This is a genomic window from Chitinophaga lutea, from assembly GCF_003813775.1.
Classification (GTDB): domain Bacteria; phylum Bacteroidota; class Bacteroidia; order Chitinophagales; family Chitinophagaceae; genus Chitinophaga; species Chitinophaga lutea.
Genome location: NZ_RPDH01000002.1, coordinates 34,416 through 49,633 on the forward strand (window position 1 = coordinate 34,416; position 15,218 = coordinate 49,633).

15 protein-coding genes are annotated in these 15,218 nt (G+C 53.6%); 9 read left to right on the plus strand and 6 right to left on the minus strand.

What is annotated here, in order from left to right:
- Positions 1-3: 3 nt before the first annotated feature.
- From EGT74_RS12435 to EGT74_RS12445, 3 genes are read left to right on the plus strand one after another with little or no spacing between them, the layout of a single operon-like run.
- On the plus strand, positions 4-1,254 hold the full coding sequence (locus EGT74_RS12435; RefSeq protein WP_123846915.1) for a TolC family protein: 1,251 nt from the start codon (positions 4-6) through the stop codon (positions 1,252-1,254).
- A gap of 2 nt (positions 1,255-1,256) precedes the next feature.
- Positions 1,257-2,510 carry an efflux RND transporter periplasmic adaptor subunit gene (locus tag EGT74_RS12440; RefSeq protein ID WP_123846916.1) on the plus strand — a complete coding sequence of 418 codons (1,254 nt, stop codon included), beginning with the start codon at positions 1,257-1,259 and terminating at the stop codon, positions 2,508-2,510.
- Positions 2,511-2,521: 11 nt separating this feature from the next.
- Positions 2,522-3,658 carry an efflux RND transporter periplasmic adaptor subunit gene (locus EGT74_RS12445; protein ID WP_123846917.1) on the plus strand — a complete coding sequence of 379 codons (1,137 nt, stop codon included), beginning with the start codon at positions 2,522-2,524 and terminating at the stop codon, positions 3,656-3,658.
- A 66-nt stretch (positions 3,659-3,724) separates the two neighbouring features.
- On the opposite strand, the gene EGT74_RS12450 is transcribed toward EGT74_RS12445, so the two are convergent.
- On the minus strand, positions 3,725-4,546 hold the full coding sequence (locus tag EGT74_RS12450) for a class I SAM-dependent methyltransferase (protein WP_123846918.1): 822 nt from the start codon (positions 4,544-4,546) through the stop codon (positions 3,725-3,727).
- A gap of 193 nt (positions 4,547-4,739) precedes the next feature.
- On the opposite strand from EGT74_RS12450, the gene EGT74_RS12455 reads away from it, so the two are divergent.
- The 4 genes from EGT74_RS12455 to EGT74_RS12470 all read left to right on the plus strand — a co-directional run bounded on the left by EGT74_RS12455 (position 4,740) and on the right by EGT74_RS12470 (position 8,005).
- Complete coding sequence (locus EGT74_RS12455; RefSeq protein WP_123846919.1) at positions 4,740-5,954, plus strand: YncE family protein; 1,215 nt, start codon at positions 4,740-4,742, stop codon at positions 5,952-5,954.
- A 121-nt stretch (positions 5,955-6,075) separates the two neighbouring features.
- On the plus strand, positions 6,076-6,504 hold the full coding sequence (locus EGT74_RS12460) for a DoxX family protein (RefSeq protein WP_123846920.1): 429 nt from the start codon (positions 6,076-6,078) through the stop codon (positions 6,502-6,504).
- Positions 6,505-6,643: 139 nt separating this feature from the next.
- Entirely contained in the window at positions 6,644-7,468 is an 825-nt protein-coding gene (locus EGT74_RS12465; RefSeq protein ID WP_123846921.1) for a helix-turn-helix transcriptional regulator, read from the plus strand.
- A gap of 75 nt (positions 7,469-7,543) precedes the next feature.
- Positions 7,544-8,005 carry a DUF6223 family protein gene (locus tag EGT74_RS12470; protein WP_123846922.1) on the plus strand — a complete coding sequence of 154 codons (462 nt, stop codon included), beginning with the start codon at positions 7,544-7,546 and terminating at the stop codon, positions 8,003-8,005.
- Positions 8,006-8,053: 48 nt separating this feature from the next.
- Here EGT74_RS12470 and EGT74_RS12475 read toward each other — a convergent pair whose 3' ends face one another.
- From EGT74_RS12475 to EGT74_RS12485, 3 genes are all read right to left on the minus strand, one after another.
- Positions 8,054-8,713, minus strand: a complete 660-nt coding sequence (locus tag EGT74_RS12475; RefSeq protein WP_123846923.1) for a hypothetical protein — start codon at positions 8,711-8,713, stop codon at positions 8,054-8,056.
- Between the two features lie 18 nt (positions 8,714-8,731).
- Complete coding sequence (locus EGT74_RS12480) at positions 8,732-9,550, minus strand: AraC family transcriptional regulator (protein WP_123846924.1); 819 nt, start codon at positions 9,548-9,550, stop codon at positions 8,732-8,734.
- A 187-nt stretch (positions 9,551-9,737) separates the two neighbouring features.
- A complete protein-coding gene (locus EGT74_RS12485; protein ID WP_123846925.1) occupies positions 9,738-10,892 on the minus strand; it encodes a serine hydrolase in 1,155 nt (384 codons plus the stop codon).
- Positions 10,893-11,104: 212 nt separating this feature from the next.
- On the opposite strand from EGT74_RS12485, the gene EGT74_RS12490 reads away from it, so the two are divergent.
- Both EGT74_RS12490 and EGT74_RS12495 read left to right on the plus strand, forming a co-directional pair.
- Complete coding sequence (locus EGT74_RS12490) at positions 11,105-11,953, plus strand: alpha/beta fold hydrolase (protein ID WP_123846926.1); 849 nt, start codon at positions 11,105-11,107, stop codon at positions 11,951-11,953.
- A 175-nt stretch (positions 11,954-12,128) separates the two neighbouring features.
- Positions 12,129-14,390, plus strand: coding sequence for a tetratricopeptide repeat protein (locus tag EGT74_RS12495; RefSeq protein ID WP_123846927.1), 2,262 nt, complete (start codon positions 12,129-12,131; stop codon positions 14,388-14,390).
- A 54-nt stretch (positions 14,391-14,444) separates the two neighbouring features.
- Here EGT74_RS12495 and EGT74_RS12500 read toward each other — a convergent pair whose 3' ends face one another.
- Positions 14,445-14,825: a hypothetical protein gene (locus EGT74_RS12500; RefSeq protein ID WP_123846928.1), complete on the minus strand. Its 381-nt coding sequence runs from the start codon at positions 14,823-14,825 to the stop codon at positions 14,445-14,447.
- Positions 14,826-14,852: 27 nt separating this feature from the next.
- Positions 14,853-15,086, minus strand: coding sequence for a hypothetical protein (locus EGT74_RS12505; RefSeq protein WP_123846929.1), 234 nt, complete (start codon positions 15,084-15,086; stop codon positions 14,853-14,855).
- Positions 15,087-15,218 lie beyond the last annotated feature (132 nt).

The following is a 15,218-nucleotide window of genomic DNA, read 5'->3' on the forward strand; positions in this document are numbered from 1 at the left end:
AAGATGAAGCGCATCCTGATATATGTCCTGTTATTGCGGTTGATGGAAAACGCCGCCGAAGCGCAGCCACTTCCAAGGCTTGGCGTGCAGGACGTGTTGGCCGCGCTTGACAGAAATTACCCATCGCTGCAGATATACGATTCGAAGATTGCGGCGCTCCGATCGATGGCCGGTGGCGCAAAGGCCTGGATGCCGCCCACCGTCGCATTTGCGCTCGACCGGTTTCCCTACCGCGTATCCATGCTGAAGGAAAAAATTCCCGATAACCAGGCCGGCATCATGCTCTCCGTGCAGCAGATGATACCCAACCCGTCCCGGCTGAATGCCAGGAAAAATTACCTCGCGTCACTGGAGGAAGTTTTCCGGAATGACAGGGAGTGGCAGAAAAACGTACTGCACCTGGCCGCGAAGCTCTACTACTACCGGCGCTATACCGCAGAGAAAAAGATCAATATCGTCAGGGAGTACGAGGACCTGCTGCGAATGCTGATAAAGACCGGGAAGGACAAGTACAAGTATAACCAGGCCGAGCTGCCTGTCATCTTTAAAGCGGAAGCCCTGCTGGGCGAACTGGCCAATATGGAAACCATGTTCGTTTCGCAGGTAGCTGAATGCAATATCGGCCTGAATACCCTGATGAACCGCGATGCGGGATTTCTTATTGATACGTTATTGCTCCCGCAGGACTATGGCGCCCGGTATCCGGCGACCCTGGATAGCGCGGCGTTTCAGAGGAGCGACATTCTTGCCGCCGAAAGCCGCATCCGGTCCATGCGGTTCAGTCAAAAAACGGCGGCCACGGGCTCCAAACCTGAGTTCGGTGTCCAGGTTACCCATGGGAAGATGCTGGGTATGCCGGATCAATTTTCCATCATGGGAATGATGACCATTCCCATCGCACCCTGGGCGTCGAAAATGTACAGGTCTGACGTCAGGTCGATGGGCTTTGAAATTGAAGCCATGCAATCGGAAAAATCGACCATGCAACTGATGGCTCGCCAGATGATCCGCGAAAAGGCCGCCATGTTGCTGGCTGAAAACAGGCAGCTGGACAATTACGACAGGAATATCCTGCCGGCTTACCGGAAAAATCTCGACGCCAGCCTGCTGGCGTGGCGGCAGAATACGGGGAGTCTGTTTGTGTTGCTGGATGCGTGGAATATGTTGTTGATGAAGGAGCTCGAACGGGCGGAAAAGCTCGGCCAGGTGTTCACGATGCAATCGGAATTCGAGTATCAAAGCGCGATAAAATAACCATGAACGATACAAAACGATATGGAAGCAGCCGGTGGGTGGCCATTTGTATCCGGAGCGTCGCCATGCTGTCAATAGTTGCGATATGGGCATGCAGCGCCGGCGACCGGCGGCAGGGCGGGCCTCAACCCGGTTTGCCTGTTGACACCGGCGGCATGCGGCATGGAGCGCGGGATGAAACTTACTGGCTCTCGTTGCCTGCCAATCAAACAGTGATCGCCCGTCAAAAGGCGGAGGAACCGTCTTTTGGCACCGTCGATTTCGCCGTGTCCGGCAATGGATACATCACGTTTGACACGCGCCGGAACCGTACGGTGCCGATCAGGGTGGGAGGGCGGATTGAGCGGTTGTATGTGAAGTACAATTACCAGTATATCCATAAGGGAGAAAAGATGCTTGAGCTGTACAGCCCTGAATTGAATACATACATGGAAGAATATCTCTACATCATGCGGCAGGCTTCGGACACCCTGCTGCAAAATGAGGCAAAGCGGAAATTGCAGCTGACTGGCCTTACGCCGTCGCAAATAAGGCATATTGAGCTGGCCGGCAGCGCATCGCTCACCATTCCGATATACAGCCCCGCTGAAGGTTACATTCTGTTCGCCCCCGCTGCTGCCGGAGAGATGAGTGCGGACGGCGGCAGTTCCGGAAGCATGGGCGGCGATATGGGTGAGGCGGGGAAATCATTGTCTCCCGTACCGGGCTCCGTGCTGCCTGACGAAAGCATCCGGGAAGGCATGTATGTGAGTAAAGGTCAGACCTTGTTCTGGATCAACGATTTCAAAGAAGCCTGGGGGATCATCGCGTTTACGAAGGAGAATGAAAAATACATCCGCCCGGGGCAGGCCGTCACGATCACCAGCGAAATGCTCCCCGGGAAGCCGATAAAAACGACTGTCCGGCTGGTTGAACAGGTATACCGGCATGGGCAGAAATTCACGCAGGCACGGGTGTATATTTCCAATGACGGCGGCATCTTAAAACAAAATTCGTTGATCTCCGCTGCCGTGACTTTGCCGGTGAAGTCGCTGATGGTGCGGGCGAGCAGTGTCTATTACCTGGGTAAATCGGCTATTGTCTGGGTGCAGGTTGGCGCCACTGGTGACGGGAGCAATATTTTTCGCCCGAGAGTGGTAAAAGTGGGGCATCGAAACCGGGACAAAGTGGAAATACTGGAAGGGCTGGCGGAAAACGAAAGAATCGCCAGCGACGCCGCTTTCCTCGCGGACAGCGAAACGATCATTCAATATTAAACCGGGAGTGTATGAAAGACAACAGGATAAAAATTGTTTTTTTACTATGCCTTATCATACCAGGCGCACTGTCCTGCACCGATAAAGGAACGGCGGTTCATGACCAGGAGCATGGCGGCCATGCGGAGCAGGAGAAGCGCATGGAGACGAACATGATTATCCTCTCAAAGCGTGACGAGCAATACGCGAACATCGGGCTGGATACGGTGAAATTGAAAAACATGGCGGAATACACCACATTGTTGGGCACCACCGGTTTCGACGAACGGAAAATCGCGGTGGTGACATCCCGTGTCCGCGGCCGGCTGGATAAATTATTCGTACGGGACCCGCAGCAAATGATAGCTGCCGGGCAGCCATTGTATGCCATCTATAGCGAGGAGCTGCTGTCCCATGAAAACGAATTGCTGGTATTGCTGCAGCAACGGTCGCAGCCGGTCAATGCCATGCAATTGGAACAATTGATAGCGGGGGCAAGGAAAAAACTGCTGCTATGGGGGCTGACGAACGAGCAGATCGCCACACTGGAAAAGACCCGGGAAGCATCCCCGTTGTCTACTTTCTTCAGCGACGCGCCGGGTACCCTGGCGGAGCTTTTGGTGAGCGAAGGGCAATACGTGGAAACGGGCACGCCCCTGTTTCGAATCGCCGATTTATCGCAGCTCTGGATTGAAGCCCAGGTATATGCCGGCGAATTAAGATGGATGTTCGAAAAACCTGCTGTTACCGCCGAGTTTGATGCATATCCCGGCGAAATATTCGCCGTAACCCCGGTGTTTGACAATCCAGTGCTGGAGACGGATAAGAAGGTCAGCCTGGTCAGGTTGCTCGTCGCCAACCGGAAATACTTGCTGAAACCGGGTATGATGGCCTATGTCAATGTTCGCCGGAACGAGCGGAGGACCCTGGTCATTCCAAAATCCGCTGTCCTGATGGGCAATATGGTCACAGCATGGGTAAAGACTGGCGATGGCCGGTACGAGAACAGGATGATAGAACTGGGCATCCAGAACAAAAAGGAAGCGGAGGTGCGCAGCGGCTTGAAGGAAGGGGAACTGGTTGTTACCAGCGGAGCGTACCTGCTGAACAGCGCCTGGATCCTGAAAAACGGAGCCGGGGCGCATAGCATGGAAGGAATGGCTCCATAAACATAGTACCGTACAATTTTTACAAGCGCGCTGCAACGGGGAACGAATCCTGTGAGGCCGGTTTTGTTATTTGAAAGCCGTAGTGATATTGGATGTCCACTGGAAATACAGCCTGCCGTTTACTATATGGGTAGACAAACGGTCGAATACCAATCTTTTCACCTGTTCCCGCGAAGTTGGCGGCAAGTTGCGCAGGGCTTCCACAATTGCCGAACTGACGGTGGTAACGTAATCCCAGTATTCTTCCATTGAGTTGAAGGAGACGATGCCGGTAAGCTCCTGTTCCGTGATACTCCGGAATCCGCTTATATCCAGCCATTCGGTAGTAAAGCCGGGTTGCATGCAATAAAACATGCCAGGAGTGAAGGTCCGGTAGACTTTGGCTTGAGTTACAGCGGATACCTGCGTCAATACAATATCGAGCCAGAGGTTTTTGGATAATTGCCCCCAGGTACAGAGGTGTATGCTGCCACCGGGTTTCAGCAACCGGTGCATTTCCCGCAGGGCCTTTGCCAGATCCGGGAAAAACATGATGCCGTTCCGGCAGATGATAGCATGGAAGCGCTCGTCTTCAAAAGGGGTTTCACCTGCATCAGATTGACAGACCGAGTAGTTGGGCACATTCCTCCTGACCGCATTTTTACCGGCCACGGTCAGCATCCGGGCCGACAAATCAAGACCCACTACCTGCAATAATGGATTTGTTTCAGCCAGTGTAATGCCCGGCTCTCCGGTACCTGTAGCCACATCAAGAATGTATCCCTCCGAGAGGTTTACCAACGGTTCAATCAGCTTGCCGGAAATCGGGGCGAGAAAATGATGGGCGACTTTTTCCAACCGGTCCCTGTCCACAGACAGGGAATCCCAGCCTTCACAATAGGGCGTCATGGGACAACAATTTGCGTTAATAGGTCAATGGTGCCTGCAATTTAGTCGCGTGCGCCGCACGCTGGTTAACCTGACTGCATCTTCAGTGCGTAGGAATTTAGGCTTATCACAGCAAAGATGCGGATTGTACCTGAAGTATTACCTCAGTGGCACATCATATTTTTGAATTTTTAACTTCCAAATTGAAAGCCTTATGAAAAAAATGCTCCTGTACATTGTTGTAACACTGTTTTGTTTTCCCGGATGTGATGAGTCGCCTGGATCCCCCCATGTTTCCCAAACCAGTTTTATTATTGATTACCGCGACCTTTCGGGTGTTTCGGATGGTATCGCCATCATCGAACTGGATCCGGAATCGCCGCAGTTCGGCAAAATCACTAGTAGAATCGAGCTCGGAAAAGATGTTCTGCCGCATCATATTTATTTCGACAGAAGGCAGAAAAGAGTGTATAATACGGCCCTGGGATTCCCGTACCTCTACGAGCTGAAACTGAAACATGGCCCTGACGGCAGGCCATACATCGCCAAGGCGGAACCGATCAACACAGGGGGGAACCAGGTGGGGGAAGATATGTTCTTCACCAATGACGGCCGTTATTTCGTCACCTTCATGGGTGGCAGGGGGAATGAGCATGGCGGGACCGTTGGCGTATTCCGTGCAACGGACAACAGGCTGATACATACCATCGAGGCGGATATGCACCACGACAGCACAAAGTTCATCATGCACCCGCACGGAATCTCCATGAACGAATCTACGCGGCGGTTGATGGTAACTTCCACGATCCATCCCGGTTTAACCTCCGGTGTCGGCAGTACCGTTACGTTGATAAATGCGGATAATTATTCTCTTATAAAAACTTACAAAGTGGCTGATGCAGGCGCGCCGGCTTCCAGCCCGGTTGAAGTATTACTCCTTCGCAATGGGTTCCTCCCATATGCGCTTGTCACCACGATGTTGGGCGGGGATGTGTGGATCGCGCCCCGTGATCCTAAAACGAATAATTACGGGGAATTCACGAAATTTTTTGACGGTAGTGACCATGGTTTGGGTTGGGCACTGGAATTTTACGTCAGCGCGGAAAAATTGCTATATGTGAGTTTTGCCAAGCCGGGTGTGGTTAAGGTTTTTGATATTGCCGCACTACCGGCGGTAAAGGTGGTGCGTACCCTGCAGTCTGATCCCGGAGCGCACCATATGGCCTTCTTTAAGACCAAATCGGGCAGGGACGTGGTTGCCGTGCAGAACAACATGCTGAACCTGCCGGATATCAATGCCGGCACCATTGCCGTGTTTGATGTGAAAACCGGGGAGCGGCTGGCCACGGCCCAGGTCAAAAAAAATTATAATATCCAGCCGGAATCCATCGAGTGGGCGAACGGCAATGGACATTATATGCATCACTGACGGCCGATGTTGAAATATACCATAAAAAGGCCTTTTATACCATAATCCGGGCATTTATTATCTGATATTTGCAGCATGGTGTTTTACCCATATCGGAACAAACTGCAAATCCGGAACCGACATGCTTCAAAAAATCATACGTACCAACCTATCCGGCACTACCATGCTTCTCCGGTTGATGGTAGGGGCCGTGTTCCTTTCTGAGGGAATACAGAAGTTCCTGTTCCCGGCGACGTTGGGTGCCGGCCGTTTTGCAAAGGCGGGTTTGCCCAACCCGGAATTTTTGGGCCCGTTTGTGGGCAGCTTTGAGATCATCTGCGGAGGATTGGTGCTGGTGGGGCTATTCACCCGGCTCGCAGCCGTTCCGTTACTCACGATCATGCTGGTGGCTATTGCCACAACAAAGGCCACGGTATTAGCCAACGACGGTTTTTGGGAAATGATGCACGGCAGCCGCACCGATTGGTCCATGCTGTTAGGCAGCATTTTCCTCATTGTCGAGGGAGGAGGCCGATGGTCGTTTGACAGGGCGCTCACCAGGCAGCGATGAAAAATTCTGTAACACCGGCCTCGTTTGCCAAAACCTGGAAAATCAACGAAGCGGCAGCTTGTTGCTGCCATGCAGTTGTTGGGTGACGTTTAGGGGCAGGTTCCGTATATTGCAAACATTGAGCGCAACACGTTGATCAATGAACTACCATACAATCGCTCCGCCCGCTAAACTTGCGGAATACGTCCAGTTTTTCTGGGCGCTGGACGGTTCGGCCTCGGCAGAAAAACCATTCCATCATCGCGTGCTGGCAGAGAGCTCGCCGGAGTGGGTATTTTACTGTAAAGGGCAGTTCGACCTGTACGGCTCGGCACCGGACCGATATAAGACTTCTTTCTCCGCACTGTCCGGTCAGATGCAGCATTTTAAAAAGCTGTACACGCTGAACGATTTCTGCCTGTTCGGCGTATACTTTTTCCCTTATGCGATTCCCGCCGTATTCGGCTTGCCGGCGCACGCGCTGAGCGATCAGGCTGTGGATACGGCAACGCTGCTGGGCCGGGAAGGGCAGCTGCTCGAGCAAAAAGTACTCGCGGCAGCGGACCACCGGCAACGCGCCAGGCTCATTTCGCAATTTATCCTGCAGCGGCTGGCAAAGAGCCGCGAAACAGCAAGCCCTGTTTTCCATTCGGTAAGGCAGATACTCTTTTCTTCCACGGCATTATCCATCCCGGCGCTGGCGGACAGCTGCTATTTATCCCGCCGGCAGTTTGAAAGGAAATTTGTTCATTATGCGGGGTATAGTCCCAAACAGTTCCAGCGAATTGCGCGGTTTAATGCGGTGATAAAGGGATTTGACAAGCGACCCTCGTCCCTGACCGAAATGGCATACAATTGCGGCTATTACGATCAGTCCCATTTTATTCACGACTTCCGGTTGTTTTCCGGGTATAACCCGAAAGCATTTTTCACACATCAAAAAGACGCGGCCGATTACCGGGCGTTTGAGGAATTTAACCCCTGAGCGGCCACTGAAAAATGTCGCGATTTTCCAATTTTGCCGGCGGCACCGGGCGTAGCTTTGTTTAAAAAAGAGCATATGACTTCACAGGGCAAAACCATATCGGACAAATGTTTCCCGTTTATTTTACCGGCATGCCTCGCGCTCCTTCTTTTTGTTCTGGCGGCGGGAGCGGTGGTTGCACAAACAACGCCCGATGGCTCGTCGCCGGCTGTTACCGGCATTACCGCCGGGAGGGCCAGGTCGCTGGTGGGGGCGGTGATCGCGCTCGCAAGCCTGGTGATGGGATGGCGGGTCAAAGCCCGCTCGAAGGCGGCCGGCCATTCCGGCGCCGGAAACGGCGGCAGTCTGCGAACACAAGCCATCATTGCCCTGTTACTGGGCGGGATAGCCATTATCCTCAGCGTGGTGCATCTCGGCGCCTCCGCAGGGGCGGTTTACGGTTCGGGCAGCGGAAAGGCGGGGGCTATTGTCGCCCTTGTACTGGGCCTGGCCGGCGCGGCCCTGAGCGGCCTGTCGCTGCGCACGAAGAGAGGTTAAAGTAAAAAGTAAACAGCTTACTGGTTCTTAAATATTGGCATCTGTTGTTTAAGACGCCAATATTTTGATCCCTGCTGCTCTGCCGTTTTTTGTTTGATAGATGTAATATGCCATCCAGAAATACGCCGCGGACCAGAGGGCATTTGCAAAAAACTGCACGAAAACGCCGGGGACCGGTATCAGTGCAAAACCGAGCAGCGCTGTCCAGCCGGAAAGCTTCGGGAGTTTGCCGCTCTTTTGTATCGCCACCGCCATGCAAAACAAACCTGCCATGGTAGTGATAAGCGACAGGGCGAAGAACCCACCCAGGGCGCCTTTCATCGTAACAAAGGGAATGGCGCCCTGTACGCCTTCCTGGAATAGGTGTCCCGCTGCCGGGAATAAAAAGACCGCAATCGCAAATACGCCCATCCCCAGCATCTGATGCGTAAGCGTGAGCAACAGCCCGGCGAAGGCCCACTTTTCCGCTTTCGAGTTTTTCAGATGGAGATAAAGTCCCACCGTACCGATCATCTCCAGAAAAACCCCTGCGAATCCACGCCCTGCCCACCACAAATAAGACGTGGAAGTGGTCAGAGCCGAAAATTTTTCAGGTTCGAGATCGGCTTTGAAAATCACATTTTCCTGGTCGATCAAAAGGTCGCCAAAGGCAAAAACAAGTCCTGCCACCCCTAAACAGCATAGGGATGCTACTACTCTTCTTTTCATATGTTGTTTGTTATGGAATTACGCTATCGGGAGGTACCAGTGAATGAACAGATTGTCGATATTCCCGGGATCCGGAAGGGTATCGAATTTAAAATAGGAAACACCGTGGCGGTGCTGTACGCCGGCCTCTTTGGCCAGCCAGCTGTTGATTTCCGTGCTCACTGCATGATAGTCCTGCACTTTGCTGCAAAAATTGAACCTGATGTAGTTGCCTTCCAGCACGTTTGTCTGTAAAAAGGGCTCGGCGGGAAGCTCGAATCCTTTCGGGACAATGGCGGCGTCGTACCGGCATTCTTGATTACCGGTCATGTGCGGGCATTCGTGCAGGATGGCGTAATATTCAAAATCTTCGGGGGTTTTATTGACGGACGCGATATAGGCCGCTGCGTCGTTCCATATCGCGTACACACGCTCGGAAAAATAATCCCCCCTTGAAGGGAAAACGCGCGCTGCTTTTTTTCTTTCCCTGGTTGTCACGCCGTTCGCTGAGATATATTTAAAGGTCTGCAGCGGGAATTCCTGCTGATGCTTTTTAGACTTTCTGTACTGAAGCGGGGATACACGGTACAATTGCCTGAACGCCCTGCTAAAAGCGCTGTTATCTTCAAATCCTACATGGTGTTTGATATCGTTCAGCGGCATCCTGGTCAACGCCAGAAAATAAGCCGCGGCATGCAGTCGCTGGTGCTGAATGTATTTTCCCAAGCTGGTGCCCAGCTCGGCGCTGAGTTTTTTGTGTAAATGATGGGGGGAATATCCTGTTACGTTGGATAGTACCTCCAAAGTGATCTTACTGTCGAGATGATTGTTGATATAGGCCAGGACTTCGCTGATCATGTTCCTTTTTTTGCATTTACATTGCAAATGTAAGGCGTGCCGGGAATATAAAATGTGCAGATCTTGTGGTGGGCCGCCAGCCGGGCGCCTGGGGCAATACCCATGCCGGAGGGCCTTCTTTCAATACATGTGGGCGCAAAAAAGGCCGCCCGAGGGTACTGCGGGCGGCCTTAAAAAGAGCTGAGCCCTATCTCCAGGCGTTGTCGTACGCCCTGCCGGCCAGCCCGAAGGGGTCGACGATACCGGTCTGGATGGAATTCGTGTGCCAGGCGATCTGCACGTTGTTGGGGAAATGCATCACATAGGTAAAGATGCCCCGCATGTCATTATCAAACCAATACCCGTTTTTCCAGTAATAGTTGCCGTGTTTGCCGGGAACCACCCCGTCGTAGCCCATCAGCAGCGTCTTCATCCGCCCCAGCATGCCGGTGGAAACGTATTTTCCGGCCTCCGCGGTCAACAGCACCTGCGTCATTTCGGGCGAGTTCAGGAACCATCCGCCGGCGCCGGCTTCTTTGTAGCTGGTGTACACCATGATACCGGGCAGGGTGGGCTTGGAGAAATTGTAGTACATCGTCATCTGCCGGTCCGGGGATTTTGACGAAATAGGACCGTTGGCGTTCCAGGGGCCGATGTTGATCTTCTGCCAGTCGGGAAGCCCTGCCACCTTGAATATTTTAGTACGTACATAATCGCGGTGGGCCTGTGATACGGCTTCATCCGCCGCCTCGTCGGTCATGTTCGCATACGTCTGTTTGCCATTCACCACGCAGGGGATCAGCACCCGGCACAGCAGGAAATTGACGTTGTCGTATTTCCGGTCGAGGTTCTGCCCGTAACCGGTGGTTTTGGTCTCCATCGTTTTGCGCAGTGATGCATAGTCGTCGCCGAAATATTTCAGGCCGGCTTTGTGCGCCAGCATGTGCGACACCTTGATCTTGCGGTTTTCGTCGGGAATGGTCCAGGATGAAGGCAGCAGGTCTGCGAGGTAAGCGTCTTCGTCGTCGCCGTTGGCTTCGAGCGCGCCCAGCAGCGCGAGTGCGGAGATGGTTTTGCTGCAGCTGCCGGTGGCCTGGCGGGTGACGGGCGTGTAGGTCACTTCATTGTCGTTGGTGCTGAGGCGGGCTTTACCGTCCGCATCTATTTGCACGATCTTTCCGTTCTGCGAGATGGCGAACGACCAGCCCACCGTTTTCCCATTGAGGCCTTCGCGCATGTTCTTCGCAAAGAGCGCGGCGTCAAATCCTTTGTTGACGATTACACCCGATGGTTTCTGACAACCGCCCAGCATGAGGCCGGCGGCGCATACCGCCAGCGCGGCGGAAGAAATAAACTGTTTCATTTTTTTGAGGTTTTTTTGGATTACCCGACAAAGATGAAAAACCCGGTAGCAGTGGCGGGTGCTGAATTAACGAGCAGGGGATTCCGGTTAACAGACGGGCGGTTCAGCATCCGTTTATCGTAGGTGAACACGGCACAAGCGTTGAAACAGCTGTGCCGGCCGCAGGAATGCAGCACAGTTTTTGAAATGTTATATTTCAAAATAGCAACAATATGAAACCCTTTGCTCCAGCACACCGGCAGGTAACCGTTGACGGTGCTTCGATACATATCGTGGAAGCCGGTAACGGCGAGGCCCGCACCATCATATTGCTTCACGGCTATCCCGGATCCTGGCTATCGTTTGAACGGGTGATGGCGCTGTTGAGCGACCGGTTTCACGTGGTTGCTGTGGACCTTCCCGGTATCGGCGCATCGAAAGGGAATAGCCCCGCCGATAAAAAATCCATTGCCGCCTGCCTGGACGGGTTGATGGAACGACTCGGTGTAAAGGAGGTGCTGCTGGCCGGCCACGACATCGGCGGCATGGTGGTGTATGCTTTCCTCCGTCATTTCCCGCAGCGTTTGTCGCGGGCCGTGATCCTGGATACCGCCGTGCCCGGTATTGCGCCCTGGGAGGAAGTGAAAAAGAATCCCAACATATGGCATTTTGCGTTTTATGCCGTGCCGGCACTACCGGAAGCACTGGCCGCGGGCAAACAAAAGCTGCTGTTTGATTATTTCTACAATACGCTGGCGGCTGCGCCCGGCGTCATTCCCGCATCCAACCGCATTGCCCATGCGGAGGCCTACCGGGAACCGGCGGCTTTGAAAACCAGTTTCGACTGGTACCGGGCGTTTCCACAGGATGAAAAGGATAATGCCGGCACCTCGTCGCCCGGCATTCCGCTGCTGTACGTACGAGGGGAGAAGGAGCCCGGCGATATAAACGATTACGTCAACGGCTTCCGCAAAAGCGGGCTGCGGGACGTTACCGGCAAAATCATTCCCGGCAGCGGTCATTTTTCCCCGGAGGAGCAGCCGGAAGCAGTAGCGGAAGCGCTGGCTGCGTTTATGGCATGATGTAAGCGGTACTGTGGATCGGCTGCATGCATATGTTTTACAGGCGTTTCCCCATGCAGACCATCCCTGAGGATTTTTCCGCCGCTTTTTATTTAAGCCTTATATTTGAGTTTTACGGGTGCGGAACGGAATGCCCGCAGCCCGGTGAACATTTTTAATGTATTAACCCGCCGCCATGCTGGATGCAGAACAATTACAATCGCTTTACGATCAGGGAAACTATCAGCAATGCCTTGAAGAGATCAATCTCCTGTTACTTTTTAATACGCACGACACCGCCGCTTTATTACTGAAAGGCAAATGCCTGTACCAGGTTGCCGTGAGCGAGGCGGAGTCCGGCGACGAGGCCGGCTTTACCGCTGCCGCCGGCTGTTTTGAAGAGGTGCTGGCGCTGTCGCCCGCCCATGAAGAAGCACTGACTTTTGCCGCATATATCAACATCTTCATCACGCAGGCGGACCTGCCTGCGGCCATCGGCTATTGCACCAGGCTGGCTGCTGCCGCCGATCAGGTTGTACGGGCCGGCGCCCTGCGGTATCGCCAGGAGGCATATTGCCGCACGGGTGATTTTGCGCTTGCGCTGGAAGATCTGGCATTGCTGGCGGATCTGAACAGGGAAATTTATCACGACAACCTGCCCGCGCTGGACCAGGAATCCGGCGATGTGTATTTCAGGATAGGAAAAATATACCTCGAGGAATTCGCCGACCGGGCCAAAGGGCTGGAAGCTTTCAGGGAAGTGCTGAAACACGGGCATGCCGATTTCAGGGCGTATTGCCAGATAGCGGAAGTGGCATTGGCTGACGAAGATTACGGCACCGGCGGAGACGCCGCCGTAGAGGCTTTTTTCAGCGACAATCCGGATCCGGAAAATGAACGGCTTGCATTATACCATCAGCTGGAAGCGCTGAACGGGCAGGGTATCCATCACCCATCGCTGGTGAAAGCCATGTTCGTAGGCCAGCGGATATTTGCGGATGCAGTAGGGGCCGATACTACCGAGTTACTGAGCTTCACGCAGCAGTATATAAAAATGTACCCGGACTGGTTCTGGGCCTGGCACTACGCCGGCTCCGCGTTATACGACGCCGGGCATTATGAAGCAGCGCTGCCTTACCTGGCCAAAAGCCTGGAACTGGGCGGCACCGCCACCGGTTTACAGCGTTTCATCGAAACGGCCTACCGCGTCAACGGCGAATTGCCGGCCGTCCCAAAATGGCCGGAAGATTCTCCCATGTTCTATTACAATGCGGGTGTGAATTTCGCTGAATTCGAAGCGCTGCTGGCCGGTACGGCCATGGCGCCCAAACTGCTGGAGATCAGGATCGGGTTTTACCGCAGGTCCTACGATGGTTTTTATGATTATTTCCACAGCAGCAAGGGAAAAGCCGGATTTCATGAAGGCCATATTTTCGCCATGTGCTGCAATAACTACGGTATTGCGCTGACGGCAGGCGGGGCATACGAACAGGCGGTGGACATACATACGCTGGGTTATTCCATTTCTCCTTTCTGGGAGCAATCGAGCAGCCTCGGTACCGCCCTGATGCGGCTGGAACGGTATGATGAGGCCATCGCCGTGTTTAACCGCGCTCTTGAAGACGGGCAGCGGCTGCTCGACTTTGCCGGTTACATCGAATTAAAGGGAGAGATACTGACGGCACTGTCGAACCTCGGCCGTACCGAAGAATTGACTGCCCTGTTGCAGCGCACGGAAGAAGAATACAATGATTACATCAGCAGCTACGGCGCCGAACTGTCGGAAGATGAACGGTTCATTTTGAGCGAGCGGTACATTACCGTACAGAATGCGCGGCACGACCTGCTCGCCGGCGGCACCACCGAAGATGCCGTCAGGGCCTGGCAGGAACAGCTGGCCAAACACCCCGACGATAATTCCGCATGGTATATGCTGATGCAAAACTATTTCCAGCTGAAGGACTATCATCAATGCATCGCCTGCGCCAACAATTACCAGTCCGTAAAAGGGGAGGCGATGAAACCCGACTCTGTGATGAAAGTGCACTACATGCGCGGTGTTTCTTACCTGCAGGTTGAAAAGTACCAGCAGGCCAGGGCCGACCTGGTGGTGGTATTGAACGGATGCGATCCTGCGGAGGAGAGCGGCCGGGTGAGCATCTGCAACACCAGCATGCACCTGGCGGAATGCTGCGCCAAGCTGGAGCAGTGGGAGGACTGTAAAACGTATGCCTGGGACGCCATTGCCTGTTACAACGACAATGGCTGGCGATGGGACGACGCATGTATCGCCACCGCCCTGCTTTATGCGGACGCCTGCATGGCTACCGGCGACAAGCATGCAGCCACCGGAACGGTGGATGTTGTGCTGGGTGTAGCGCCGGGCAATGAAGAAGCCCTGAAACGGAAAAAGGAATGGAAATCCGGCGGGTTGTTTTCATTCCTGAAAAAGAGATAACAATCCTGCCCGGTAGCGATATGCGGTGCCGGGCAGGATGCTGTATTCCGGGTGTCAGAAACTAAATGCAAGCGCCGGCAGCGATAACTCCCCCAACGCGCCCGCTGTGGCTGTGCCGGAACGTACCAGCGTGCCGCCGGCATAGATTTTCACCGTCACCGTCTGCCCCGGCGTCCCTGCCGCAGTGGCATTCCCGCCAATGCCGATGGCCGCTACCGTGCCGGGGTAACTCACCTCTTTACTCCAGGGTACAGTGGCGTTGTTGACAACCGTGTTGCCATTCACGTTATCGTTGTACAGGATGAGCAGCTTGCCGGCAAAATTGCCGGTAATTTCATATTTCACATTCCGGGACGGGGCTTTGTCGTCATCCTTTTTCTTGCTGCATGCAGACAGTACTGCAAGTGATAGAATCAGCGGTGTAATCAATTTCATGTTTTATTCGTTTTGATAAGTTGGGCGTTAGAACTTCATCCCGACATGCAGCCCGGCTCGGGGAAAAACGTTTTTCGGCGTAACCCGGTTGGCGAAATTAAACTGGACAGACCCCGGCGGATTAGGGGTGTCGGGAAGGAGGTCGGCCAGCAAAAAAATGTACTGCCGGCAAAGAATTTCCGGTAAGCTGAATGATGCTTGCGCCCTGATGCTGAGTAAGACGAATAATAGCGGCAGGAGGGCAAACTTTCGTTTCATCATATTGCATGAATGGCTTTGAATAATGATGCAATATTACTGTGCGGCAGCCCTTCGGTTGGTTCACTTAAGTTAAGAAATCGGGGAAGGGGTTATTTTTTCACGAGCCTGGTGCGCATGCGGCTCAACGATTGG